At 69.4% G+C, this 26,102-nt stretch carries 22 protein-coding genes; 10 read left to right on the top strand and 12 right to left on the bottom strand.

Annotated elements, in window-relative coordinates; genetic code table 11:
* The first annotated feature begins 36 nt into the window (after positions 1–36).
* Complete coding sequence (locus tag ACOCEP_RS07205) at positions 37–2,280, top strand: helicase-associated domain-containing protein (RefSeq protein ID WP_482336447.1); 2,244 nt, start codon at positions 37–39, stop codon at positions 2,278–2,280.
* 175 nt (positions 2,281–2,455) lie between these two features.
* On the opposite strand, the gene ACOCEP_RS07210 is transcribed toward ACOCEP_RS07205, so the two are convergent.
* The 8 genes from ACOCEP_RS07210 to ACOCEP_RS07245 all read right to left on the bottom strand — a co-directional run bounded on the left by ACOCEP_RS07210 (position 2,456) and on the right by ACOCEP_RS07245 (position 10,519).
* Positions 2,456–3,004 carry a hypothetical protein gene (locus ACOCEP_RS07210; RefSeq protein ID WP_482336448.1) on the bottom strand — a complete coding sequence of 183 codons (549 nt, stop codon included), beginning with the start codon at positions 3,002–3,004 and terminating at the stop codon, positions 2,456–2,458.
* Positions 3,005–3,227: 223 nt separating this feature from the next.
* Positions 3,228–3,818 carry a DUF742 domain-containing protein gene (locus ACOCEP_RS07215; protein ID WP_482336449.1) on the bottom strand — a complete coding sequence of 197 codons (591 nt, stop codon included), beginning with the start codon at positions 3,816–3,818 and terminating at the stop codon, positions 3,228–3,230.
* A 3-nt stretch (positions 3,819–3,821) separates the two neighbouring features.
* Positions 3,822–4,241, bottom strand: a complete 420-nt coding sequence (locus ACOCEP_RS07220) for a roadblock/LC7 domain-containing protein (RefSeq protein WP_005156190.1) — start codon at positions 4,239–4,241, stop codon at positions 3,822–3,824.
* Between the two features lie 428 nt (positions 4,242–4,669).
* On the bottom strand, positions 4,670–5,278 hold the full coding sequence (locus tag ACOCEP_RS07225) for a GTP-binding protein (protein WP_007033392.1): 609 nt from the start codon (positions 5,276–5,278) through the stop codon (positions 4,670–4,672).
* On the bottom strand, positions 5,259–6,044 hold the full coding sequence (locus ACOCEP_RS07230) for a DUF742 domain-containing protein (RefSeq protein WP_465410778.1): 786 nt from the start codon (positions 6,042–6,044) through the stop codon (positions 5,259–5,261). Before ACOCEP_RS07230 ends, ACOCEP_RS07225 begins: the two co-directional genes overlap by 20 nt.
* A gap of 25 nt (positions 6,045–6,069) precedes the next feature.
* The gene (locus ACOCEP_RS07235) at positions 6,070–6,528 is read right to left on the bottom strand and encodes a roadblock/LC7 domain-containing protein (RefSeq protein ID WP_085939650.1); all 459 of its coding nucleotides are present in this window, start codon (positions 6,526–6,528) and stop codon (positions 6,070–6,072) included.
* Positions 6,529–6,548: 20 nt separating this feature from the next.
* Positions 6,549–9,665, bottom strand: a complete 3,117-nt coding sequence (locus ACOCEP_RS07240) for a sensor histidine kinase (RefSeq protein WP_482339631.1) — start codon at positions 9,663–9,665, stop codon at positions 6,549–6,551.
* Between the two features lie 623 nt (positions 9,666–10,288).
* Positions 10,289–10,519 (bottom strand): hypothetical protein, encoded by a 231-nt coding sequence (locus ACOCEP_RS07245; RefSeq protein WP_482336450.1) that lies wholly within the window; start codon positions 10,517–10,519, stop codon positions 10,289–10,291.
* On the opposite strand from ACOCEP_RS07245, the gene ACOCEP_RS07250 reads away from it, so the two are divergent.
* The 5 genes from ACOCEP_RS07250 (at position 10,509) to ACOCEP_RS07270 (ending at position 15,114) form a co-directional block, all read left to right on the top strand.
* Entirely contained in the window at positions 10,509–11,351 is an 843-nt protein-coding gene (locus tag ACOCEP_RS07250; protein ID WP_257484038.1) for an ABC transporter substrate-binding protein, read from the top strand. The two genes, ACOCEP_RS07245 and ACOCEP_RS07250, sit on opposite strands and share 11 nt — an antisense overlap.
* 248 nt (positions 11,352–11,599) lie before the next feature.
* A complete protein-coding gene (locus ACOCEP_RS07255) occupies positions 11,600–12,604 on the top strand; it encodes an ABC transporter substrate-binding protein (RefSeq protein ID WP_457959586.1) in 1,005 nt (334 codons plus the stop codon).
* Between the two features lie 8 nt (positions 12,605–12,612).
* Entirely contained in the window at positions 12,613–13,383 is a 771-nt protein-coding gene (locus ACOCEP_RS07260; protein WP_482336451.1) for an ABC transporter permease, read from the top strand.
* A complete protein-coding gene (locus ACOCEP_RS07265) occupies positions 13,380–14,213 on the top strand; it encodes an ABC transporter permease (RefSeq protein WP_482336452.1) in 834 nt (277 codons plus the stop codon). The genes ACOCEP_RS07260 and ACOCEP_RS07265 overlap by 4 nt, the downstream gene beginning before the upstream one ends.
* Positions 14,214–14,232: 19 nt before the next feature.
* A complete protein-coding gene (locus ACOCEP_RS07270; RefSeq protein ID WP_482336453.1) occupies positions 14,233–15,114 on the top strand; it encodes an ABC transporter ATP-binding protein in 882 nt (293 codons plus the stop codon).
* Between the two features lie 244 nt (positions 15,115–15,358).
* On the opposite strand, the gene mdlC is transcribed toward ACOCEP_RS07270, so the two are convergent.
* The 3 genes from mdlC to ACOCEP_RS07285 form a co-directional block, all read right to left on the bottom strand.
* Positions 15,359–16,942: a benzoylformate decarboxylase gene (gene mdlC, locus ACOCEP_RS07275; protein ID WP_482336454.1), complete on the bottom strand. Its 1,584-nt coding sequence runs from the start codon at positions 16,940–16,942 to the stop codon at positions 15,359–15,361.
* A 153-nt stretch (positions 16,943–17,095) separates the two neighbouring features.
* Positions 17,096–17,782, bottom strand: a complete 687-nt coding sequence (locus ACOCEP_RS07280; protein ID WP_482336455.1) for a copper homeostasis protein CutC — start codon at positions 17,780–17,782, stop codon at positions 17,096–17,098.
* A 16-nt stretch (positions 17,783–17,798) separates the two neighbouring features.
* Positions 17,799–20,468, bottom strand: coding sequence for a sensor histidine kinase (locus ACOCEP_RS07285; RefSeq protein WP_482336457.1), 2,670 nt, complete (start codon positions 20,466–20,468; stop codon positions 17,799–17,801).
* Positions 20,469–20,659: 191 nt separating this feature from the next.
* Here ACOCEP_RS07285 and ACOCEP_RS07290 point away from each other — a divergent pair, with 191 nt between their 5' ends.
* The gene (locus ACOCEP_RS07290) at positions 20,660–21,619 is read left to right on the top strand and encodes an ABC transporter substrate-binding protein (protein ID WP_482336458.1); all 960 of its coding nucleotides are present in this window, start codon (positions 20,660–20,662) and stop codon (positions 21,617–21,619) included.
* Positions 21,620–21,669: 50 nt separating this feature from the next.
* Here ACOCEP_RS07290 and ACOCEP_RS07295 read toward each other — a convergent pair whose 3' ends face one another.
* Positions 21,670–22,302, bottom strand: a complete 633-nt coding sequence (locus ACOCEP_RS07295) for an LppU/SCO3897 family protein (protein ID WP_482336459.1) — start codon at positions 22,300–22,302, stop codon at positions 21,670–21,672.
* Between the two features lie 85 nt (positions 22,303–22,387).
* Between ACOCEP_RS07295 and ACOCEP_RS07300 the strand changes: the two genes are divergently transcribed.
* The 3 genes from ACOCEP_RS07300 to ACOCEP_RS07310 all read left to right on the top strand — a co-directional run bounded on the left by ACOCEP_RS07300 (position 22,388) and on the right by ACOCEP_RS07310 (position 26,061).
* A complete protein-coding gene (locus tag ACOCEP_RS07300) occupies positions 22,388–24,034 on the top strand; it encodes a DNA repair helicase XPB (RefSeq protein ID WP_016337592.1) in 1,647 nt (548 codons plus the stop codon).
* 403 nt (positions 24,035–24,437) lie between these two features.
* Positions 24,438–25,193: a DUF4253 domain-containing protein gene (locus ACOCEP_RS07305; RefSeq protein ID WP_482336461.1), complete on the top strand. Its 756-nt coding sequence runs from the start codon at positions 24,438–24,440 to the stop codon at positions 25,191–25,193.
* Between the two features lie 52 nt (positions 25,194–25,245).
* Entirely contained in the window at positions 25,246–26,061 is an 816-nt protein-coding gene (locus ACOCEP_RS07310; RefSeq protein WP_482336462.1) for a DUF72 domain-containing protein, read from the top strand.
* The last annotated feature ends 41 nt before the right edge of the window (positions 26,062–26,102 follow it).

Consider the following 26,102-nt stretch of genomic DNA (forward strand, 5'->3'; position numbering starts at 1 on the left):
TGCCGGGCCACCACCCGCCCGGTATCCTGGTCGTCTATGCCCGCGCCATCCCTGGCGGACTGGCTGCGCCAGGAGTCCGACGACGCTCTCGCCGCACTGCTGCGCACGCGTCGCGACCTGTCCACGCCACCCCCGTCCGACACCATCGTGCTCGCCACCCGGGCGGGCACGCCGGGTTCCGTCGCGCGTGCCTGCGAAGACCTCGACACCTTCACCCTCGCCGTCCTCGACGCCCTGCTGCTGGCCGGGGCGGACACCGAGCCGGTCGCCGTGGCCGAGGTCGCTGCGCTCGTGGGCGAGAAGATAGGCGAGCCGCTGGCTCTGCTGCGCAAACGGGCACTGGTCTGGGGAGAGGACGCCGCGCTGCGCGTCCCGCCGTCGGCCCGCGACGCGCTCGGCCCCTTCCCCGCCGGGCTCGGGTCGTCGTCGCCCTCGCTCGCCGGAGCGGATATCGAGGCGGCGCTGGCGGAGGTCGGCGAGGAGGAACGCGCCGTACTGACGACGCTGGCGGCCGGGCCGCCGATCGGCCGGACCCGGGACGCGGCGGCCGACGTCCCGCTGGAGCGGGCACAGAACCCGGTCCAGCGCCTGCTCGCGCGTGGCCTGTTGCTGCGCCGAGACGACCAGACCGTCGAGCTGCCGCGGGAGATCGGGATCGCGCTGCGCGGCGGGTCGGTGTTCGACCCGGCGTCTCTGCGCGAACCAGAGCTCCCCACGCATCCGCATCAGATGTCCACAGTGGACACCGCAGCGGCCGGCGAAGCGATGGAGTTCTTGCGCCAGACCGAAAGCATGCTTCGCGCATGGTCGGAGACGCCGCCGCCGGTGCTGAAATCCGGCGGGCTCGGGGTCCGCGAGCTCAAGAAGCTCGCCAAGGATCTCGACGTCGACGAGGCACGCGTGACGCTGCTCGCGGAGATCGCGGTCGGCGCCGGGCTGGTGGCCGACAGCGAAGCGACCACGCCGGAATGGGTGCCGACGACGCTCACGGATTCGTGGCTCGCGTCGCCGACCGCGCAGCGCTGGATGACCATCGCCCAGGCCTGGCTCGAACTGCCCCGGTTGCCCGGTCTCGCCGGCGGGCGGGACGCGAAGGACAAGCCGATCGCGCCGCTTTCGGAAGACCTGCGCCGTCCGCTGGCGCCCACGTCGCGGCGGCGGATCCTCCTCGCCTTGGCCGCTCTGCCCGAGGGCGCGGGCGTGAAGAGCACCGACGAGCTGGTCGCCGCGCTCGCCTGGCGCGCGCCGCGGCGGGGCGGGCGGCTGCGGGACGAGACCGTGCGCTGGACGATGGCCGAGGGGGCGGCGCTCGGCCTGATCGGGCTGGGCGGCCTCACCACGGCGGCCCGCGCCCTGCTGGCCGAAGACCGGCCGGGCGCGGTCGAGGCGATGATCGACGCGCTGCCGCGTCCGGTGGACCACGTGCTGGTCCAGGCCGACCTGACCGTGGTCGCGCCAGGGCCGCTGGAAGCCGGACTCGCGGCCGAGATGACCGCCGTCGCCGACATCGAATCGGCCGGGCACGCGACCGTCTACCGGATCACCGAGGCGTCCGTGCGGCGCGCGCTCGACACCGGGCGGACCGCGGGCGAGCTGCAGCAGCTGTTCTCGACGAAGTCGGCGACGCCGGTACCCCAGTCACTGAGCTACCTGATCGACGACGTCGCCCGGCGGCACGGGCGGCTGCGCGGCGGGGCCGCCGAGTCGTTCCTGCGCTGCGACGACGCATCGCTGCTCGCCGAGGTCATGGGGAGCCCCGTCGCGACCGAATACGGCTTGCGGATGATCGCGCCGACGGTGCTCATCAGCGCGTACCCGCTCGCCGAAGTCCTCGACGCGCTCCGCGCCGCCGGGTTCGCCCCGGCCGCCGAAGGACCCGACGGACGCGTCATGGACATCAGGCCGTCCGGACGCCGGCTTCCCGCGAAGGCGCGTGCCGCACGTCGTGCGCCCGGCGAGCCCGCCGGGCTGACCGACGACCAGGTCGGCAAGATCGTCGCGCACGTCCGGGCCGGTGACGCCGCTTCGGCGCGACGCCGGGGTGCGACGGTACGCGCGCCGCAGGGTGGCGGCGCCGGGGACACTTCCGCGACGCTGGCGCTGCTGTCGCAGGCGACCATCGAGCGCCGCGAGGTGTGGATCGGGTTCGTCGACTCACGCGGGACGGCGAGCCAGCGGGTGGTACGGCCGCTGCGGGTCGGCGGCGGGGTCCTCGAAGGGACCGACAACGAGCGCTACCCGCTGCACCGGATCACGTCGGCCGCCCTCGTCGAAGACTGACCGTTCCGCGCGTGCTTTGCGACGGCGACTGGCCTACACTGTGATCGGAGCGTGACGTCGCGGACGTCGCGCGAGTCGCAAGGCCAGGTGCACCCGGGGCAGACCGGGACCCTGGCCTTACGCATGTCCGGCTAGCACTTGGTCTCCACGTCGATCTCGTACACGAGATCCTCGATCAGCCGCCGATATCCGGAGCGTCCGTCCCTTGTGGCCCTGATCGCGCCGGCGACGATATCCGCGGCCCAAAGCAAGGTTCGTCCTTGCCTTTCTCGTGGGCCACCCGGAACCGGGTGCCCTTCGGCAAGTCGAATCTGGCGCCTCTGACCGTCTCGACATCCCGAGCGTTCAACGTGGCGGTCCGTGACTCGAGAACGAGCATGTCGACGTCGAACGCGGAAAGTTCGAGAGTCAGACGACGAAGGCAACCGGCCCTGGCCCGTTCTTGCCGCCGCCGGGGCACGGGGCAGCCGATCGCGGCGACGTGGAATCCGTCGAGGTCCGCGAGAGTCTTGACGGCGGCCGCTTGTTCCGCGGGATCCATCTCGTTCCAATGGAGTTTGGGGATTCGCCGCTTACCCCGTAGCTCCGACATGACGATCCGGGCTTCGTCGTGTACCGCTGGGTCGAATACGGCGGCCGCCAGTACGTAGAACCCGTCGACGTCGGATTCCTTGAAGGATTCGTCACCGAACGCGAGGATCGGCGGCCGACCACCTGATGACATAGCGTGATTTTAGGTCACGCCATGTACTCATACTTCCTGTGGCGCCTTGCGCACGCGCATTTAGAGGACTAAATGCGGTCAGTCAGGCACACCGTGAAGCGATGTCCTGAAGGCCACCTTTGAGACATCCAACGTCCTGAAGGTGGCCTTCAGGACAGCCGAAGGCACCGTGGCCCGACCCAGAAGCACCAGCGCGCATTTAGAGGACTAAATGCGGGAGGGGTCAGAGAGCGCGAAGGCCCTGAAGCACCCGTTCCATGAAAGCGCGCGAGGAAGAGTCGCCGAGGATCAGCTCCGTCTGGTGGATCAGCACCAGGCCGGCGTCGGCCATGTCGCCCACGAGCACCTTCACCACGCCCAGCGGCAGCCGCAGATGTGCGGCGATCTCCGCGATCGACCGGGTGTCCAGGCAGAGGTCGCAGATCTGGCGGTGCTCGGGAGTCCGCACGCCGCGGTACCGGCGGCCGTCCTCACTGGTCGACACCAGCGCCTCCAGCGCCAGGTCGTGCGCGGTGCGGGTGCGCCCGCCGGTGCGGGTGTAGGGCCGCACCCGGGAGCCCGACGCCGGCGGCAGGTAGACCGAAGCGGGCGCGACGTCGGCGGGCGCCGAACGCGGAGGCGACTGCCGGATCGGCGAAGGCACCGAAGCGGGGGGCGCCGGCTCGGGAGACGGCGCGGCCGGGCGCCGCGGCATGACCGTGCTGATCGAGCTCAGCTCGAAGCGGCTCGGCGAGTCGAAGGCCTCGCGTTCGGTGCCCTGGTAGAGGGAGTCCCAGCCGGACGGCTCCGGTTCGGTGAATCCGGTGATCTTCATCGGTCACCCACGGACGCCGCCCTGCAGCTGCGCCCGCAGCTCGGGGGTGATCTGCTGGCCGACCCGCTCGACGAGCAGGGTCATCTCGTAGGCCACGGTGCCGATGTCACAGGTCGGCGCGGCCAACACGGCGAGTGACGAGCCGTCGGCGACCGACATGAGGAAGAGGTACCCGCGTTCCATCTCGACGACGGTCTGGTTGACCCCGCCCGCGTCGAAGCAGCGCGCCGCGCCGGCGGTGAGACTGATCAGCCCGGAGGCGACCGCGGAGAGCTGTTCGGCCCGTTCCTGCGGCAGTCCGTCCGACGGCGCGAGGAGAAGCCCGTCCGCGGAGACCAGCACGGCGTGCGCCGCACCGGGAACCCGGCGCGCGAAATCCGTGATGAGCCAGCCGAACGAGCTCTGCTGCCCGGATGCCGTCACAAGTCCCTCCTCGCTGCGTCAAGACCACCTGGGCGGCGTGGTCCGGGCGTCTCGCGCCGACCTGCACCGATCGCGGTGCCGTCGAGCCGAAAGACGCCTCCACCCAGCGTATTCGTCCCGCCGATCGTGTCGAGCCCGCCACCCGGCCGACGGTGTTAACCGAACGTAAACGTCCAGCCGCTCACCGCGTCGACCCATCGCGAACCACGCATTCGTGGGTCACCCCGTGGTGGCCGGGTGCGACCTGGCGTGAACCGGTGTCCGCGCAGGTCACCGACGTCCTGACCACCCGATCGGGCGAGTCCGGTGCAGGAACGCGTGAAAGGGATCGCCCCGCGTTCGGTCCGGCCGGTGACGCCACTCCCCGAAGCGGGTGAAGCCTGCCGAGTTCACTCCAACGGCCGCATCCGCTCCGGGCTTTCGTGCCGTTACCCCGCGCGCAACGCCGAATCGTGGGCGATGGCGTGCTGCACGACCGAGATCAACACCTGCTTGGCGGACTCACGTTCCCGGGCGTCACAGGCCATGATCGGCACGGACGGCGAGATCGTCAGCGCGTGCCGGACGTCCTCGATCTGGTGGTGCAGCAGCCGGTCGAAGCAGTTGATCGCCACGACGTACGGCAGCTTCCGGTTCTCGAAGAAGTCGATCGAGGGGAACGCGTCGGCGAGCCGCCGCGTGTCGACCAGCACGACGGCACCGATGGCGCCGACCGCGAGGTCGTCCCACATGAACCAGAACCGGTGCTGGCCCGGCGTACCGAACACGTACAGCACCAGGTCCGAGTCCAGCGAGATCCGGCCGAAGTCCATGGCCACGGTCGTCGTCGACTTGTTCGGGGTGGCCGAATTGTCGTCGACGCCGGTACTGGCCTCGGTCATCATGGCCTCGGTGGTCAGCGGATCGATCTCCGAAACCGCTCCGACCAGCGTGGTCTTCCCCGAGCCGAATCCGCCAGCGACCACGATCTTGGCCGACGAAGTCGGTCCGGTCACCTGCGGCGCATTCGCGTCGGAGTCAAATTCTCCGAAGCCCACTGAGCACCCTCTCCATGAACTCGATACTCGGCCGGTCGCCCACGTTCTGGCTGGCGGTGTGCACCAGGACCAGACCGAGGCCGGCCACGTCTCCGATCAGCACCCGGACCACGCCGAGCGGCAGGCGCAGCAGCGCCGCGACTTCGGCGACGGACCGGGTGTCCAGGCAAAGGTCGCAGATCGACCGGTGTTCGGGGACGCGCACCCGGTCGAGCACACGTCCCTGTTCGCTGGTCGAGATCAACGCCTCGATGGCAAGGTCGTACGTCGGCTTGGTCCGTCCCCGCGTGCGGAAGTACGGCCGGACCAGGCCGGAGGATTCGACGTCGGTGGTGTACTGCTCGTCGACGTACTCGTTCTGCGCCTGCTGCGGCAACGCCGCGGCGAGCGGGTCGGCGGCGGCCGCCGCCGCCCGGCGCTCCTCCTCCTTGTCGAAGGAGAACTTGGCGAACTCGCCCGAGTCGTAGAGCGGACCGCTGCCACCACCGAACAGTTCCGCCCCGGGGCCGCCGAGGAGGCGTTCCCGGTAGTCCGAAACGCTGAAATCGGCGGGTCCCTGACCCGCGTTCGAATCGGTCAGCCAGCGGGAGGCCTCGTCCGGGGACACGGGGTCGCTGTCCGACCCCTGTGTCCGCCGCGATCGCCATTCGCGGTCGACCCGGTCCCGGAAGGACGTCCAGTCCTCCCGGCCGTCGTCACGTTCCGACCACCCGCCGGAGAAGTCGTCACCGAGCCGGCCATCGCCCCTCAAGCGCCCGTCGTCCACGGCATTCTCCTCGGTTCCCGGTCGCTCAGCGGCGGACCGACGCGCCCTGCAGCTGCGCGCGCATCTCCGGTGTCAGCTGTTGCCCCACCCGTTCCACCAGCAGGGTCATCTCGTAGACGACCAGGCCGATGTCGCTCTCCGGCGAGCCGAGGACCGCCAGGCAGGACCCGTCGGACACCGACATCAGGAAGAGGAAGCCGTTGGCCATCTCGACCACCGTCTGCGCGACCGTGCCGCCTTCGAACACCTTCGCCGCACCGCGGGCGAGGCTCGTGAGCCCCGACGCGACGGCGGCCAGCTGATCGGCCCTGTCCTTGGGAAGCCCCTTCGACGAGGCCAGCAGCAAACCGTCCGCCGACACCACCACGGCATGCGCCGCGCCCGGGACCCGGTGCACGAAATCCGTGATCAGCCAGGCAAAGCTGCTCGTGTGTCCTTTACCCTGCGCCTGGCCGCCAGGCTGCGCCGGACCACCCGGCTGCATCGCACCCGCCCGTGTCACTGTCACTCCTTACTGCTGTCATCGGCAGAGGTATCCCTGCCGGTCACCGGAACGCCGTTGTCATCCAGCGCATCGAGCGGGCGTTCCTTCAACGCGTGCCGTCCCGACGTGTAGCCCTTCTGGAAGCTTGCCATCCGACTCCGCGCCGCCGTCGCCGAGCGGGCGATCGCACCCGTGCCCGGCATTCCGGAGGTCTTGTCGGCGAACGAGTCTTCCTTCTTCGGCTCGTTCCCGCCGATCGAGCCGGGGACGAGGTACTGGTTCGGCACCCGTTTGGGCAGGCCCGCCGGGGTGATCTCGTCGTTCCGCTCTTCGTACAGGACCTGCGCCGCCTGCCAGCCGTCGTCCGACGCGCTGCGCCAGCCATTGTCCTGGAGCACCGTCTCCGGCGGAACACTGCGCGGGGTCCGAGTGGGCAATACCTCTCCGGAAGTGTCCCCAGTGTCCCCGCCCGCGGGTTCCGCCGCTTCGGCGCCACCGTTCGGCGTCCGCACGGGCAGTTCGGACTCGACCGGCTCGGTGTAGGTGGTCGGGCTGTCGCCCCCGGCCTCGTCCCCTTCGCTGAACCAGCGCGAGAGCACCGACTGGTAGATCGGCAGCCGCCGGGTGGGCACGTCGTCGTCGAGCGCCGACTTGCCCGCGTCCGAGGGCTCGGCGGTCTCCTCGGGCTTGTTCCGCGGCTCGACCGGGGTGTACTTCGGCTCCCGCTTCGGCAGCACCAGCGACGCGAACTGCGTCTCGGTACCGCTGGAGGCGCCGTCACCGTTGGCGGGCGAGATGTCTTCGGCCGTCGGCCACGCCGGGGCCTCCTCGGCGGGCGTCGCCGGGCTGAGGAACGGCCCGGCCGCGTTCTTGCCCGCGACCAGGTCGTCGAGGCTGATCGGCTGGTCGAGCGGGACGAGCCCGCCCTGCGACGCGACCGGTTGCGGAGCGGACGGCGGCTTCGACGGCGGCGGCGGGGTCATCTCCAGGCCGCGGTCGGACATCGGGATGTTCGGCAGCGAGGTCTCGGAGACCGACGGCATCGAGGGGATCGACGTTTCCGAGCGGTTCGCCGGCGGCGGGGTGTTGCGCACACCGGGCCGCATCTGCGTGAGCAGCTCGGCGGGTACCACGACCCGCGCGATCACGCCGCCCTCGATGTCCTCGTTCTCCCGGAGCCGGACCTCGATGCCGTGGCGGCGCGCCAGGCGCGCGACCACGTACAGGCCCATCCGCCGGGTCACCGAGACGTCCAGGTCCGGCGGGTCGGCGAGCCGCTGGTTGACCTCGGCGAGCCGCTCCTCGGTCATGCCGACACCGTGGTCGGTGACCTGGATGGCGAGCGCCTTCTTGCGGGTGATCACCGCGCGGACGGTCACCTTCGTCTCCGGCTCGGAGAAGTAGGTGGCGTTGTCCAGCAGTTCCGCGAGCACGTGCACGAGGTCGTGGATCGTCAGGCCCTGGACGGCGACCTCGGGGACGATCCCGATCTCGATCCGGGCGTACTGCTCGATCTCCGAGACCGCGGCGCCGATGACGTCGGCGGCGGGCACCGGCTTGGGCACCGACTTCGCGAGCCCGGCGCCCGAGAGCACCAGGAGGCTTTCACCGTTGCGGCGCAGCCGCGTGGCGAGGTGGTCGAGCTCGAACAGGCTGGCCAAGTGGTCCGGGTCCTGCTCGTCGGCCTCGAGCCGGTCGATCACGCCCAGCTGGCGTTCCACCAGCCGCTGCGACCGGCGGGACAGGTTCACGAAGATGCCGTTGACGTTCTCGCGCAGGAGGGCCTGCTCGGCGGCCATCTTGACGGCCTGTTCGTGGACGACGTCGAACGACCGCGCCACTTCACCGATCTCGTCACGCGAAGTGACGGGCACCGGCTCGACCGACCGCTTCGAGGCGTTGACCGGGTCCGGGTCGTCGAGGATCGCTTGCACGGTTTCCGGCAGTCGTGTGTAGGCCACGTCGAGCGCCGTCTTCCGCAGCACCCGCAGCGGGCGCAGCATCAGGCGGGCGATGACGAGCATCAGGAACAGCGCCGCGAGCAGCGCCAGCAGCACGATCGCGCCGCCGATCCAGGCCGAGTTGATCGCGTCGGTGGCCAGGCCGTCGGCCTGTGCCCGCAGCTGGCCGAGCAGGTTGGTCTCGACCGCGCGCAGCTTGTCCAGCGCGACCCGGCTGTCGTTGCCGAGGGCGACGTTGTCGATCGCCGGCGGCTCGTTCTGCTGGTGCAGCGAGAACGCCATGGTGGTGATGCGGCGCCGGTCGTCGACCTCGGGACCGGAGAAGGTGTCCGAGTAGAGCTGCCGCTGTTCGGGGCTGGCGTTGGCGATGAAGGCCGCCGTGGAGGCGTCACCGCTCGCGACCGCCGAACGGGCCTGGTCGAACAGGTCGCCGGGGAAGCCGGAGCGGAAGGAGGCGATGAGCAGCGCCGCGTCACCGCGGGCGATGAACTCCTTGCTCTCACTGATGGCCTGCACGGTGACGCCGAGCCGGAGCACGTCGCGGTTGGCCACCGCGGTGGTCACCTCGCGGCCGAGCTGGACCAGCGAGTCGAGGATGCCGGAGTAGGCGATGAGGACCGGGGTGTCGCCCAGCAGCGAGGTGTTCATCGCGCCGCGCAGCGGCCGCAGGGCGTCCAGCCGCTGCAGACCACGCGAGTAGCGGTCCCTCGTGTCCTGATCGTCCGGGTTGATCTGGTTCGCCGAAGCCCGCAGGTCGTCGACGGCGCGGTCTACCTTGGCGATCTGCGCGTCGAGCCCGTTCTGGCGCGAGGGGTCCTTGGAGGCGAGCCTGGCCACGGCGAGCGCGCGCTCGCTCTGCAGCTCGTGCACCACCAGGGTGATCTTGTCGGCGAAGGCGACCTGATCGGCCGTGTCCTGGAACCGGGCCGCCTCGCCGCTGTCGTCGATCACGCGCAGCGTGCCGAGCGCGAGCGCCGTCAGCGTCGGAATGATCAGGACGGCCGCGAGCTTCGATCGCAGACGCCAGTTACGCAGGCCCAGGAACGACCCGGCCTTCCCGCCAGGACCGTCTCCGGTATCCCGCGCAGGGGCCCCTCCCACCCCCGCGGTGTCTTCGTTCGGCACCGCCGCACCACCATCATCTTCATCCGGGCCGGGAAAGCCCATTTTGGACATGCCGTTCTCGAGCTGGCCGTACTGCTGCCGTCTGGGTCGGTTGTCGGAGACCACTACCCGCACGCTCCCGTCATCCGGACGGGATGCGCACGGCGTGAGTATCCACTCATCCGAATGAGGAAGTCTTCTTCGACGCGATCTCTCAAGTGCACTTGACCGAAACCCTGCTCGGTACCATTGGTCTGTTCGGCCTAACCCGCCAGTGCGCGGGCGCGCACCAGTGAATCACGGACGTGTTCGACGTGTGCGACACAGAGTGCCTTGCACCTCGGGAAAGGTCCAGAGCGTACGGCCATCCAAGGCACTCTCTTTCACTACATCAGTGGTCCACACCTCACTACCGGTGCATGAGGGTAGCGAACGGGCGGCCCAGATGTAACCCTTCGGTCAAGACCTGCGAGTAAGCCCCGGACGGCTCTTGACCCGTCGGCGCTCAGTTGTCAACAAGTCCCCGGCGTGAACACGCCCAGTTGTGTTCACTTCTGACAAACAACCTGTTCGGGTGATCGTTACCACTTGGGATCATGGGATGACCACCCATTGTGAGCACAGTGTGTGTTCTCTACAGTGGGCCGTGACTTGAGACAAAGAGTCACTTCCGAATTCCACATCAGGCCACGTCATCACGTGTCCCTCCCCTTGATCAGGAGCACCACTTTGCTTGGCTCTGCAAGCTCGAAGAAGGCCTTGAGCGCCAGCCTGGGCCGGCGTGGAGCCCTCGCATTCGCGATGGCGGCCGCGGTTTCGGTATCGGTCAGCGGCTGCGGCCTCCTCGGCGGCGAAGATTCGTCCTCCTCCGGCGGCTCGGGGAACCTCGAGAAGTCGAAGATCAAGGTCGCCGTGATGTCGACCATCGACCTTGCCCCGCTCCGCCTCGCCCAGGACGGCGGCTACTTCAAGAACGAAGGCCTCGAAGTCGAGGCCATCGAGGCCGCGACCGGTCAGGTGTCGCTGACCAAGCTGATCGGCGGCGAGGTCGACATCGCGTACGCGAGCTACACCCCGTTCTTCATCGCGATGAGCAAGAACACCGCCGACATCAAGCTGGTCGCGGACGCCTCCTCCGCGGGTCCGAAGAGCACGATGCTGGTCACGCTGCCGACGTCCACGGTGAAGAGCGTCAGCGACCTGGCGGGCAAGAAGATCGGCATCACCGCGCCGAACACCGTGTCGGACACGCTGTCCAAATCGGTCATGAAGGACCACGGCGTCGACGCCAGCAAGGTCCAGTGGGTGCCGATCCCGTTGCCGAACGTCGGGACCGCGCTGAAGAACGGCGACATCGACGCCGGCTTCCTGACCGAGCCGTTCATCACCCAGACCGCCAAGCAGGCGGGCACCGTCCCGGTCGTGGACACCGCCACCGGCGCCACTCAGGACTTCCCCACCGCGGGCTACGGCTCGCTCGGCAAGTTCGTCTCGGAGAATCCGAAGACCGTGGCCGCCTTCCAGCGCGCCATGCAGAAGGCCACCCGCGACGCGGCCGACCGCTCCAAGATCGAGCCGTTGCTGGTCAAGTACGCCAAGATCGACCAGGACACCGCCGCGCTGACCACGCTGCTGACGTTCCAGTCCACCCTGGACCCGCGCCGCATCCAGCGGGTCCCGGACCTGCTCCTGCAGATGGGCGCGATCCAGAGCAAGATCGACGTCGGCCCGATGATCGCGGCCCAGGCCACGAGTTGATGACTCGCGGTTACCCCGAATTGCCCATCCACGCGGAATTCGATCACTGAAAGTAATGTTGTCCAAGCGGGTGATCAGGTGATCGGGCGAATGGCCTAAAATGATCACCCGCTCACGACACCCATTGTGAGCAGGTGGGCAAATCTCTAAGGTGACCGCGTGCCTGGCGAAATGAAGCCACGACACGGATGAAAAAACCCCAACGGTGATTCATTGTTTCCGAGGAGCTGGCTTTGTTTCGAAACGCCATGAGCAGGAGCGGTGCACGTAGAGGACGGGGTGCCGTCGGCGTCGCCCTGAGCGCGCTCATGCTGGCCACGTTGGGCGCCTGTGGCGCACTCGGCGGCGAGGACACGTCGAAGGCGTCGGGTGGCGAAGGCGGGCTGGAGAAGCCGAAGATCAAGGTGGCCCTGCTGCCCGTCGTCGACCTCGCGCCGCTGCGGCTGGCGCAGGAAGGCGGCTACTTCAAGGCCGAGGGGCTCGAGGTCGAAGCGGTCGACGCGCCCAGCGGCCAGCAGGCGATGACCAAGATGATCGGCGGCGAGGTCGACATCGCCTTCTCCACCTACATGCCGTTCTTCGTCGCGAAGAGCAAGGGCGCGGCCGACATCCGGCTCGTCGCCGACTCGGTTTCGGCCAGCCCCAAGAGCAACGCGGTCGTCACCGTGCCGACCTCCTCGGTCAAGACGATCAACGACCTCGCGGGCAAGAAGATCGCGATCACCGACAAGAACACCGCCTCCCACCTGCTCACCGTCTCGGTGATGAAGGACCACGGCGTGGACACCAGCAAGGTCCAGTGGGTGCCCATGCAGCTGCCGAACATCGCCGCGGCGCTCTCCTCGGGCCAGGTCGACGCGGGCTACCTGCCCGAGCCGTTCCTGACCCAGGCCTCGAAGGTCGTCGGCGCGACCCCGGTCGTCGACATCTCGACCGGTGCCACGCAGGACTTCCCGCTGGCGGGCTTCGGCGCGCTCGGCTCCTTCGTGGACAAGAACCCCAAGACGCTGGCCGCGTTCCAGCGCGCACTGGGCAAGGCCGTGCGCGACTCGGCCGACCGCTCCAAGATCGAACCCCTCATCGTCAAGTACGCCAAGGTCGACGCGGAAACCGCCTCACTGCTCACGCTGCCGACGTTCGGGTCCACACTGGACGCCCGCCGCCTGCAGCGCGTGCCGGATCTGCTGCTGCAGACCGGAGTGATCACGGCCAAGCTCGACGCCGCTCCGATGCTCGCCCCTCAAGCTGGATAAAGGTCAAGGTGCCACGACTTCTCCGTGCCCTGGCCGGTCTGGCCGGTTTCTTCCTCATCTGGGAAGTGATCGTCCAGGCCGGCCTGGTCCGTAAAGAGTTCCTCCCCCCGCCGTCCGTCGTCCTCGTGACGATCTTCGAACAGTTCGGCGAGACCCAGTTCGTCCGGGACCTGGTCGCCACGTTCCTCGCCTGGGCGATCGCCCTGCTGATCGCGGTCGCCATCGCCGTGCCCGCCGGCCTGCTGCTGGGCAGCATCCCCGGCCTGCGCACCGCGACCGCGGTGGTCATCGAGTTCCTGCGGCCGATCCCCGCCGTCGCGCTGATCCCGCTCGTGCTCCTGCTGATCGGCGGCGGGCCCGAGGCGAAGATCACGCTGGCCGTGTACGCGTCGTTGTGGCCCATCATGTTCAACACGATCTACGCGCTCGGCGAGATCGACCCCGTGCTGCTGGAGACCGCGAAAGCCTGCGGTACGAGCAAGTTCCGGACGCTGACGTCGGTGGCGCTGCCGCACACCGCGCCGTTCGTGTTCACCGGGGTGCGGCTGTCCGCCAACATCGCGCTGATCGCGGTGGTCAGTACCGAGTTCCTCGCCGGCGCCAAACTCGGCATCGGCAACTTCATCATGCAGGCCAGCACCGGCTCCACCAGGTTCGACCTCGTGCTCGCCGGCACCGTGGTGGTCGGCGCGCTCGGCTTCCTCATCAACGGCGGGCTCGAGATGATCGGCAGGCGGGCGTTCCGCTGGAGCACGGTCGACCGGGAGGCGGTCTCGTGACGACCCTCACGCTGACCAGCCGCGTCGGCAGGCGCGTCGGCCGGGGTATCGGCATCCTGGTCCGCAACTGGCTGCTCTTCTTCGCACTGCTGGGGCTCTGGGAGCTCGCGACCCGGCTCGCGGAAAGCCCGTTCTTCCCGCCACCGACCGAGATCCTGTCCGCCTCGGTGAAGCTGTGGTTCACCGGCCCGGCCTCGCAGCTGTTCCTGACCGACACCGTGTTCGACAACGTCCTGCCGAGCCTCGGCCGGACGCTCGGCGGCTGGCTGCTGGCCGGTGCCCTCGGTGTCGCGCTGGGTGTCCTCTTGGGACGGTCCAAGCACGGGATGGACTACGTCGGGCCGCTGTTCGCGTTCTTCCGCTCGGTGCCGCCGCCCGCGCTGATCCCGGTGTTCATCGTCCTTTTCGGACTCGGGCCGGGGATGCAGACCGGGTCGATCATCTTCGGCGCGATCTGGCCCGTGCTGCTCAACACCGTGGACGGCGTCCGCTCGGTGGACCAGGTGAAGATCGACACCGCGAAGTCGTTCCGGACGCCCCGGTCGTACTGGGTGCGGTCGATCGTGCTTCCGGCCGCCGGGCCGAAGATCTTCGCCGGCCTGCGGCTGAGCCTGTCCATCTCCTTGCTGCTGATGGTGATCTCGGAACTGGTCGGCTCCTACAACGGCATCGGCCGGTCCCTGATGGACGCCCAGCAGGCGTTCGACTTCCCGCTCATGTGGTCGTGGCTGGTCCTGCTCGGACTGCTCGGCTTCGGGTTCAACGCGGCCTTCCTCGCGGTGGAGCAGAGAGTGCTCCGCTGGCAGCCCACCCGCAACGGCCGTCTCTAGTTTTCGAAGGGTCAGCAAGATGTCAACCATGCTCGAAGTCTCCGGGCTGAACCACCGGTACGGCGCGGGAGATAAGGCGCACGTCGCGGTCAACGACCTGTCGTTCACCGTCGAAGCGGGCCAGCTCGCGAGCATCGTCGGACCGTCGGGCTGCGGCAAGTCGACGCTCCTGCGCTGCATCGCCGGGCTGATCAAGCCGACGTCCGGCCGGGTCAGCCTGCACGGCGACGACGTCTCCGGCGTGCCGGAGGACCTCGCCGTCGTGTTCCAGGACTACAGCCGCTCGCTGTTCCCGTGGCTGTCGGTCGCGAAGAACGTCGAGTTCCCCTTGCGGTGGCGCAACTTGAGCCGCACGGAGCGCCGCACGCGGGCGCAGGAGGCGCTGGAGTCGGTCGGCCTGTCCGGGGTCGGGTCGAAGTTCCCGTGGCAGCTCTCGGGCGGTATGCAGCAGCGGGTGTCGATCGCGCGGGCGCTGGCCAGCCGTCCGGCCCTGCTGCTGATGGACGAGCCGTTCGCGTCGGTCGACGCGCAGACGCGGTTCGAGCTCGAAGACCTGACGAGGCGCGTGCAGCGCGAGAACGGGAGCACCGTCCTCGTCGTCACGCACGACATCGACGAGAGCGTCTACCTTTCGGACCGCGTGCTGGTGCTGTCGAAGTCGCCCGCGAAGATCGTCGCGGACCTGCCGGTCGGGCTGCCCGCGGAGCGGGACCAGATCACCACGCGCGAGTCGGCGGAGTTCGTGACGCTGCGCGGTGAGGTGGCGCGGCTGCTGCACGGCGGTGCCCCGGAAGCCGTCACCGCCGCTTCGGACGCGGCCGAGTACGAGCTGGCGCAGCGGGAGGCGGCCGCATCCGACGACGCAGCTGCCGCCGAGGCCGAGGTGCGCGCCAAGAGCTGAAAGTACGTGAAGGCCCCCTTCATTGCGCTAGGCGCAGTGAAGGGGGCCTTCACGTACTTCTGGGAGTCGAGGCGCCGGGCCACGGTGGGCGACGCGGCCGAGCAGGTGTTGCGAAAGCCACTTTCGCAACCTTCAACGTTGCGAAAGTGGCTTTCGCAACGCTCCACAGGGAACTCACGACCACGCGACGCGACGAAGGGCGCTTTCCCCGCATCACACGCGGGGAAAGCGCCCTTCGGCTCTCTCAGTACAGCGTGCGCGGGTTCGCGTCGATGCGGACGTGCACCAGATGCGGCCGCTCGTCCGGCAGCGCGGCCTCCAGCGTCGGCTTGAGCTCCTCGGCCTTCTCGACGACCGACGTCCGCAGGCCCAGGCTCTTCGCCAGCGCGGGGAAATCGATGCCGCCGAGGTCGACGCCCGGCACCTTCTCGCCGCCCGCCGCCTCGCCGAGGATCCGCACGGCGGCGTACTGCGAGTTGTCGAAGATCACGAACGTCACCGGCAGATTGTGCTGCGCCGCCGTCCACAAGGCCTGGACGCAGTACATGCTCGACCCGTCGCCGAGGATCGCGACGACCTTGCGGTCCGGGCGGGCCAGCGCGGCACCGACGGCGGCCGGGAGGCCGTAGCCGAGGGTGCCGCTCGCGACGGTGAGGAAGCCGGTGTCGGTGGACTTGATCGGCAGGTGGTCGTGCAGGTCGTTGCGGTGACTCGGGGTCTCTTCGACGACGATCGCGTCGTCCGGCAGGACCTCCGAGATCACGGAGTAGGCGAAGGCCGGGGTGATCGGCGTGACCGCGGCGGGCTTTTCCAGCCTGGTGCGGGGTTTCGGCGCTTCCCGCGGCGCGGCGCGGTCCAGCAGCGCGCGGATCGCGAGCTTCGGTGTCGCGCGGACGCCGGTGCCTTCCGCGGCCCTGGCGAGGATCTGCTCGTCGTCGCTGATCAGGAACAGCGGCGGCAGCGCGGTTTCCGACTCGCCGCGGTACACGTGGTAGGTGAACGCCGGGGCGCCGATGACGACCACGAGATCGTGGTCCGCCAAGGCGCTCGCGAGCATTTTCCGTTCCGGCTGAAGGAATCCGAAGAACTGCGGGTGGTCCTCGGGGAAGGAGCAGCGTGCCCCCATCGGCGGCGCCCAGACCCCGGCGCCGACCTTTTCGGCCAGCTCGACGACGTCCGGCACGGCGCCCTCACCGTCGATGGTGGGGCCGGCCACGATCGCCGGACGTTCGGCGGCGTCCAAGGCGGACACCAGTTCGTCCAAAGCGGACGGATCGGGCGCGAAGCCGCGGATCCGCGGCCGGGACACGATCGGCTTCGAGATCTCGACGTCCCAGTCGTCCACGGGCACCGAGACGAACACCGGACCCATGGGCGCCTGCGTCGCGATGTGGTACGCCCGGGCCAGCGCCGCCGGGACGTCCTCGGCCCTGGCGGGCTCGCAGCTCCACTTCACGTACGGCTTGGGGAAGTTCGCCGCCTCGACGGCGCCGAGGAACGGGTCGTCCGGCAGCAGCGACCTGGTCTGCTGGCCCGCCACGATGATCAGCGGGGCGTTGTTGCGGTACGCGGTGAAGATGTGCCCGAGCGCGTGCCCGACTCCGCCGGCGGAGTGCAGGTTCACCAGTGCCGCGCGCCTGCTCGCGCGGGCGTACCCGTCGGCCATCGCGACGACGGACGCCTCGTGGAGCGCGAGCACGTAGGTGAAGTCGTCGGGCCAGTCCGTGAGGAAGGCGATCTCGGTCGTGCCGGGATTGCCGAAAACGGTGGTCAGGCCCAGATCGCGCAGCAGTTCCCTGGTCGCGTCACGTACGGTGCGGGTAGCCATGGCCACACGCTATCTGGTCGGCACCTGATAGTTGAAGATGCAACCTCGGATCACCGTATGTGGTCTGGACCTGACCCCGTGCGCACCCCGGCCACCCCCGCGTTTCGTCCTCTAATTGCGGTAGTTGCACGCGCAAGGAACCCGGCGCGCGGCCTACTCCTTGACCAGCGCCGCCCATTCGCGAACGGCGGCGACGTCCACAGTGTCCATGCCGGGCTCCCAGCCGCCCGGCCGGACCGCGCTGCCGACGTGGAACGCGTCGACGCCGCCCGCCCGCAACAGGTGCACCTGCTGCGCCCGAAGGCCACCGCCGACGAGCAGCCGCGGCCCGTCCTCCCGCCGGGCGAGCCGCTGCAGCACCGAAAGCCCGTGCGCGACGCCGTGCGGATGCCCGGCCGCGAGCACCGTGTCGCAGCCGAGGTCGATCAGCTGGTCGTAGGCGCGCAACGGGTCCCGCGCGCGGTCGATGGCGCGGTGGAAGGTCCACGGCAGCCCGTCGAGCTCCTTGACCAGCGTCTCGCAGGCTTCGACGTCGATTTCGCTTTCCAGGTCCAGGAAACCGAAGACGAACTCCCGCGCGCCCGCGTCGATCAGGCGCACCGCGTCCGCGCGCAGCCCGTCGAGGTCGCCGGCGGCGAAGGACATGTTGTCGCGCAGCATGACCCGCACCGGGAGATCGGTGGCGCCGAGTACGTCGCGCAGCGTCTCGACCGACGGCGTGAGACCGTCGCTGGCCATGTCGCTGACCAGTTCGAGGCGATCGGCCCCGCCCTCCTGCGCGCGCTCCGCGTCCACCGCGGTCAGCGCGATCACTTCCAGCAGGCCGGTTTTCGAACTCATGGACCTTCCAATTCGCTTATGCCGAGGGGTTGTCGTCGCCCCTGGCGTGGCGACCGCGCCGGAATCCGCCTTGCAGGCTGGTCATCCGTTCGCGGACCGCTTCGGGGGAAAGTGAGAGTATCGGCCTCTCCCCTCGCGGCTTCTCCGGCCTGTCGTCCTGGGACCGGGCCTCGGGGACGACGGCGGGCAGCACCGGCCAGGTCTCCTCCGCCCCGTCCTCCTGTTCCAGCTCAGCGGGCGTCGGCCAAGCGGGCTCCGGCTCCTTTTCCTTCGGCTCCAGCGGCTTCAGCGTCGGCTCGGTCGGCTCGTCCGGATCCGGCGCGGGTTCCTCGGGCACGGCGTTCTTGACCGGCTCGAACGAAGGCAAGGAAGGCGGGCCGGGCTCCGCGGGCGAAGGCCCTTCGCGCGGGCCTCCGTGGTCGAACCACTGCGAAAGCACGCTCTGGTATTTGGGCATCCGCTCGGTCGGCGCGTCCAGCTCCAGATGGTCGACGGCGTCGTCGTCCGAAGACGGCCATTCCGGCTGGGTCTCGCGCTCGACGACGGGAGCACGCCGCAGCGGGCCGGGGTCCAGCACCGGCGCGAACCGCGACTCCTCGGCGTTTTCCTCCGGAGCGGGCAGCGGCGGGACTTCCAGCGGCGGCTCGGGTTCCGGCTCCGGGGCGACGACGGCGACGGGCACCGGCTCCGGTAGCGGCGCGGGCCGGGGAGCTTCGACGATGAGCTCGGCGGGCACGACGACCTCCGCGGTGATCCCGCCGCCGTCGGCGGAGCGGAGCCGGACGTCGATGTGGTGCCGGATCGCCAGCGTCGCGACCACGAACAGACCCATCCGCCGCGAGACCTCGACGTCGACGTCCGGCGGGTTCGCCAGCCGCGCGTTGGTCCGGTCGATCTCGGCCTGCGGCATCCCGGCGCCGTGGTCGGTGATCTCGATCTGCCATTCCCCGCGGTTCGTCTCGTGCCCCTCGACCTGCACCATCGTGCTCTGATCCGAATAGCGGGTCGCGTTCTCCAGCAGCTCGGAGACCACGTGCACGAGATCGTTGACGGCCTCGCCGCGCACCGCGATCCGCGGCGCCGGGCCGAGTTCGATGCGCTGGTAGTGCTCGACCTCCGAGAGCGCGGCGCCGACGATTTCGTCGGCGACGACGGCGCCGCCGTCCTCACGGACGACGTCGGTTCCGGACAGGACCAGCAGGTTCTCGCTGTTGCGGCGCATCCGGGTCGCGAGGTGGTCGAGTTCGAAGAGCCCGGCGAGCGTGTCGGGATCCTGTTCGTCGGCCTCCATGCGGTCCAGCACGGACAGCTGCCGTTCGACCAGATCCTGGCTCCGCTGCGACAGGTTCACGAACATCGCGTTGATGTTCTCCCGCAGCATCGCCTGTTCCCCGGCGAGCCGGACGGCCTCGCCGTGCACCGCGTCGAACGCGCGCGCCACCTGGCCGAGTTCCTCGCGGCTGAACACCGGGACCGGGGCGACGGCCAAACGGCGCCGCAGGTTCTCCGGCTGCGGCTCGGGGTCGCTCAGCAGTCCTTCGACGGCCGCCGGCAGCTGGTGTTCGGCGACGTGGAGCGCGCTGCGGCGCAGGATCCGCAGCGGCCGCAGCAAGGAGCGCGCGATGATCACCGAAAGCACCCCGGCGACGATCAGCACGGCGAGCACGATGCCGCCGTCCCAGATCGCGGACGTCCTCGCCCGTGCCGCGAGGGCGTCGGTGCGTTCCTGCAGCTGGACGAGCAGTGCCTGCTGCACCTGGTGGGCCAGGTTCACCGTGTACGTGGCCGAGGTGTCCCACTGGTTCGGGTCCAGCCCGCCGAGCCCCTGATCGTTCTCCGCGCGGATGAGCGCCGATTCGACCATGTCGTTGCCGATGTCGACGATCAGGCCGATGACCGTGTCGTCGTACATCCGCTGCTGTTCGGGGGTCGCGAACGTGCGGTAGTCGTTGCGGGCGGCGGCGAGTTCGGCCTCCGCGCCGAGCAGCGCGCGCGTCCGGTCCCGGTTGAGACCGCCCTCCGCGAGCGCGGCCGCCATGATCGCGCGTTTGACCGACATCTGGTCCTTGATCCGCGCGAGCGCGTTGCCCGCGAGGCGGAGCTTCCCCAGATCCGGGTCGGAGACGTCGGCGGCGGTGGAATCGCTGATGTCGAGCAGGCCGGAGATCAGGTCGCTGTAGGAACGCAGCACCGCGTCGGCGGGAAAAGCCGAGTGTTCGGCGGAATACCGGAGCCCGGTCAGTACGCGCAGCCGGTCGCTGGTCTGCTGGAGGCTGGTCGCGGTGTTGCCGCCGAGCCTGCTCTTGCTTTCGCCGAGCGTGCGGTCGAAGGCGCCGATGGCCTCGTCGACGCGCTTGCGCTGCTCGGTCAGTTCGGAAAGGTCGCCCTTGCGATCGCCGGCGACGAACCGGACGGTGAGGTCCCGTTCGCGCTGGAGCTGGTGCACGGCCTCGGCGACGGTGCTGTCGACGCGGCCGCGAGTGGCGAATTCGGCGAGCTGCCGCGCGTCCCGCAGATCGGAGTTGACCCGGAGCCCGACGAGGGCGACCACGGCGAGCGCGGGAATCAGGAGTACCACGAAGAGTTTGGTACGGAGGTGCCAGTTCCGTAGCCGCCAGCGCCCGCCGACACGAGGATGCCGTTCCGCCGCGTCGCCCCCACGGGGACGCTTGTCGCGACGGGCCACCTGGTTTCCTTTTCCCACCACGGGACCCTTTCCCATGGCTGACATCGGGGACGAGAGCCCGAACCTACTGTAGAGTAACAAGGTTCGAGAACGATCGAAAGCCGCGCCGTCGGGCGCCTCCCGCAGGCGATCGTATGGGGCGGGGACCATACGATCCAGCAGGAGGAGCACATTCTCTCGGTAGGTGAGCGGTGACGAAGATGCGCGTCTTGGCGATTCCGCTGGTAGCGGCACTGCTGGCGGCCGCCGGTTGCGGAGTGTTTTCCGGCGGTGACGCAAATACCGACGCGCCACTCGAACGGACGGAACTGCGCGTCGGCGTCGGGAGCCCCATCGACACGGCACCCTTGCGGGTCGCCGTCGCCGAGGGGAAGTTCACCACGGCCGGCCTTTCCGTGACCCTCGTCGAAGTTCCCGCCGACCAGGCGATCGGCAAACTTTCCGCGGGCGAGGTCGACCTGGCGTTCGCCAGCGACGTGTCCATCTTCCGCGCCGCCGCGGCCGGGACCGCGCTCCAGTTGCAGGGCGAGGCGTACACCGCCGGACGCAAGACCATGGCGCTCGTCACACTCCCCGGCTCCGATTACACCGAGCCGACGCTGAAGAAGTCACCGAAGATCGCGGTGAACATGCTCGACGACGTCGGTGTGCTGGCAGCCCGGTCGGTACTGGCGACCGCGGGCGTCGACGTGAACCGGATCCAGTTCAAGCAGCACCCGTTCGACCGGATGCCCCAGGCGTTGCAGGCGGGCGAGGCCGACGCCGCGTGGATGGTCGAGCCGTACATCACCAGGGCCGAGAAGGAGCTCGGGGCGAGCATCCTCGCCGATGGCGCCCGCGGCGCGACACTCGACTTCCCGATGTCGTCCTACGTCTCGATGGGCGCGTTCGGCCAGGCCAACGCCCGCACCCTCGCGGTCTTCCGCAAGGTGCTCGGCGAAGCGCAGGTGCGGGCGGCCGATCCCGCCGTCGTCCGCGACGCGCTGCCGTCGTTCTCCGACATCGACCGGACGACGGCGTCGCTGATCTCGCTCGGGACGTACCCGGTGTCCCTCAACGGCATCCGGCTGCAACGGGTGGCCGACCTGATGCACAACTCGGGCATGCTCGGCGCCCGGCTCGACGTGCAGTCGATGGTGCCGCGCGCCTAGCCCGGACCCCGCCCCGCCACCACCCTCAACGGACAGGCTTTGCCTGGCTGCTAGATATTTTCCCCGGTCGGCCTGAGACACACGGTGCGCACCGGCGGCCCGGTGTAACGCAGCTCGGTGTCCTCCGGCATGCAGACGGCCTCCGATCCCCGCATCACCGTCGCGCGCGCCTCCGCGCTGATGTCGCTGCAGCGGACCTTCGCGATCCGCGTCTCGTGCACGACGTCCCGCAGGCAGTCCCCGCTCTCGACGTTCAGCGCGAGGCAGAGCGTCTTTTCCGCCCTCTTGCTCGACGAACCCCCGTACAGCTCGAACTGGACGTAATCGGCGCTGCGGCAGTCCGACGAGCCCGACCGCACCTCGTCGATCCGGAACGTCGCGCGGTTCGACGTGCAACTGGCCGTCGTGTAGCTCTGGTTGCCGCCCGCCTCGTCGGTCAGGTACAGGCATTTGCCCGCCTCGACCTTGGTGAACCCGCTCGACCGCGAGACGGCGAAGGCGAACAGGCTCCCCAGGCCCAGCGCGACGACGACACCCAGCACGATCGAGGCCTTGGCCAGCACGCTCAGCGGCGGCGGCTTGGGGAACGGTGTCGGCGGCACCGCCTCCGGCATCGACGGCAGGGGCGCGGGCGCGTTGAACGGGTCGTACTCGGGCATCCCGCCGGTCGGTGTAGTCGTCAAGGTCCCCTCCAGTCACCTTCCGCACATCCTTCCACCAGCGGTGCCGCGGCGGGAGCCGGTGTGGCCGGAACGTATAAAGGAGGATGTGACCGATGGCCCGCTGATCGTCCAATCCGACAAGACCGTGCTCCTCGAGGTCGACAACAGCCAGGCCGACGACGCGCGGATCGCCATCGCGCCGTTCGCCGAACTGGAACGCGCGCCCGAGCACGTCCACACCTACCGGATCACGCCGCTCGCGTTGTGGAACGCCCGCGCGGCCGGCCACGACGCCGAACAGGTCGTCGACGCGCTGACCACGTACTCGCGGTTCCCCGTGCCGCAGCCGCTGCTCATCGACATCGTGGACACGATGGGCCGCTTCGGGCGGCTGCAGATCGCCAACCACCCGGCGCACGGCCTGGTCATGTCGACCATCGACCGCGCGGTGCTGGAGGAGATCCTCCGGCACAAGAAGATCAGCCCGATGCTGGGCGCGCGCATCGACGAGGACACCGTCGTCGTGCACCCGTCCGAACGCGGGCGGCTCAAGCAGGCGCTGCTGAAGGTCGGCTGGCCCGCGGAGGACCTCGCCGGTTACGTCGACGGCGAAGCGCATCCGATCGACCTGGCCGAGGACGACTGGGAGCTGCGCGACTACCAGCGCAAGGCCGCCGAGGCGTTCTGGGCGGGCGGGTCCGGCGTCGTCGTGCTGCCGTGCGGCGCGGGCAAGACGCTGGTCGGCGCCGCGGCCATGGCGCACGCGAAGGCGACCACGCTGATCCTGGTGACGAACACCGTGGCCGGGCGGCAGTGGAAGCGGGAGCTGGTCGCGCGGACCTCGCTCACCGAGGAGGAGATCGGCGAATACTCCGGGGAGAAGAAGGAGATCCGGCCGGTCACCATCGCGACGTACCAGGTGGTCACGCGTAAGACCAAGGGCGAGTACAAGCATCTGGACCTGTTCGATTCGCGGGACTGGGGCCTGGTCGTCTACGACGAGGTCCACCTGCTGCCCGCGCCGGTGTTCCGGATGACCGCGGACCTGCAGTCCCGGCGGCGGCTCGGGCTGACCGCCACCCTGGTCCGCGAGGACGGCCGCGAGGGCGACGTGTTCTCCCTGATCGGCCCGAAGCGGTACGACGTCCCCTGGCGTGACATCGAGGCGCAGGGCTGGATCGCGCCGGCGGAATGCACCGAGGTCAGGGTGACGCTGACCGACGCCGAGCGGCTCGCGTACGCGACGGCCGAGGCCGAGGAGCGGTACAAGCTGGCGGCGACCGCGGACACCAAGACCAAGGTGATCAAATCGCTGGTCGACCGGCATCCCGGCGAGCCGACGCTGGTCATCGGGGCCTACCTCGACCAGCTCGAGATGATCGGCGACGAACTCGACGCGCCGGTGATCCAGGGCGCGACCCGGAACAAGGAACGCGAGGAGCTCTTCGACGCTTTCCGGCGCGGCGAGATCAGGACGCTGGTCGTTTCGAAGGTCGCGAATTTCTCGATCGACCTGCCGGAGGCTTCGGTCGCGATCCAGATCTCCGGGACGTTCGGCTCGCGGCAGGAAGAGGCGCAGCGGCTCGGGCGGCTGCTGCGGCCCAAGGGCGACGGGCGGCAGGCGCATTTCTACTCGGTCGTCTCGCGGGACACCGTCGACACGGAGTACGCGGCGCACCGGCAGCGGTTCCTGGCGGAGCAGGGGTACGCGTACCGGATCGTGGACGCGGACGACCTGTTGCGCCCCATGTAGGCGTTCGCTTCGGCTCGCCGGAACCGGTGCTCGCCTGAAGTACATGAAGGCCCCCTTCACTGCGCTAGACGCAATGAAGGGGGCCTTCATGTACTTGGGCAAAGATCGGCCGCACTCGCGTGATCGACGCCGGAACTCGCGTGATCAGCGGCGGAACACGCGAGTGCGGCCTCCAATCACGCGAGTTACGTCCCTGATCACGCGAGTCACGCCTTCGACCACGCCGCGCGCCTGTGTTCCCAAGTCCGTTAGGTCCACAGTGGACGCTCGCTGATGCACGTGTGACTCCAGCGACGCCTGAGGCGGCCACCCCGAGATCCCGCAAACGGGGTATCGAAAACTGTCGGTGCTTCGAACTAGTGTTCGGGTAGAGTTGACCGAACACCAGTTCGAGGGGAAGCCGATGACGATCGCACCGTTCCGTCCGGGCACGCCGCCCGTCCAGACCCTGCCGCCCGGCCGGTGGCACGGCCGGATCTGGGTTTCCGATCTGCCACTGGCCAGGCCGGAGCGCTACACCGGCTGCGTCGCCGAGTTCGACCGCTCCGGTCTGTGGCCGGTGCTGATCCCGCACGACCAGCGTTTCGCCGCCAACGGCGAGGACTGGATCGACGACCGCGGCAGGCTCGCCCCGGCCGATCACCGCGTCGCCTCGGTCGATCCGGCCGAGGTGCTGGCCCGCTGGTGGGACACGTCGTGCTGCGACGGCGCCTGCCTGCGCCCGTTCGGCGCGAAGTTCCCCGGGCTCGCCCGCCGTCCGTCGCGCCGGGCGGATCCGCTGGCCGAGGCCGGCAACACCGGGTCGATCCTGGCCGCGCGCGGGCCGCATCGGCTGGCGCTGGTGCAGACGGAGCGGCCCGCCGACATCCCGGCGATCCTCGGCTGGACGGGCATGATCAAGGCGACCGATCAGGTCCACGAGCTGTCCGCCGTCCTGCGCAGCTGGGAAGACCGTTTCGGCGCGACGCTCACGGTGCTGGGCTTCGACTCGATGGAGCTCTCGGTGGCCGCGCCGCCGCGCACCCAGGGCCGAGCGCTCACCGTCGCCGCCGAGCACCGGGCGTTCTGCCTGCCCTCGTTCGCCGGTCAGCCGGGCAATCTCCGCGAGTTCGCCTCCAGCCTGGTCCAGACCAGGAGGTGGCGGTTCTCGTGGGCGTGAGCGGGCGTTTGCCCCGGCCGGAGAGGGGGAATCAGGGCGACACGGGAAGGCGGTGATCGACGTCGCGGAGCTGAGGATCGGCACTTCGGGCTGGCGCTACCCACCGTGGCGCGGGGACTTCTACCCCCGCGGCCTGGTGCAGCGGCGCGAGCTGGAATACCTGTCGTCCCGGATGAACTCCGCCGAGATCAACGGCTCGTTCTACTCACTGCAGCGCCCCGAGCGGTACCGGTCCTGGGCCGAGGAGACACCGGACGACTTCGTCTTCGCCGTCAAGGGCGGTCGCTTCATCACGCATATGAAGCAACTGCGGGACGTCGAGGTGCCACTGGCGAACTTCTTCGCGTCCGGAGTGCTGGCGCTCGGCCGGAAACTGGGGCCGATCCTCTGGCAGCTCCCACCGCGGCTGGCGTTCGACGCCGGGCGCGTCGAGACGTTCTTCAAGCTCTTGCCGCGTACCAGTAGGGCCGCCGCCAAGCTCGCGGACAGGCACGACGACAAGCTGAAGGCCGAGCCGCACACCGATCCGAAGCCTCGCCGGAAGCTCCGGCACGCCGTCGAAGTACGGCATCCGAGCTTCGCCGAGCCCGAGAGCCTCGAACTCTTCCGGAAACACGGCATCGCCCTCGTGGTCGCCGACACCGCGGGCAAGTTCCCGTTCGTCGAGGAGATGACGAGCGACGAGTTCGCGTACGTCCGCCTGCACGGCGACGAGGAGCTGTACGTCAGCGGGTACGGCGACAAGGCCTTGAAGCAGTGGGCACGGAAGATCGAGGGCTGGGGTCGCGACACGTACGTCTACTTCGACAACGACGTCAAGGTCGAAGCGCCGAAGAACGCGATCACCCTCGCGAAACTGCTGGCTTGACCCGCGCACGCTGCACAGTCAGCGCGCAGTGAGCGGCGTCC

The sequence above is a fragment of the Amycolatopsis sp. CA-211722 genome (genome assembly GCF_056828465.1).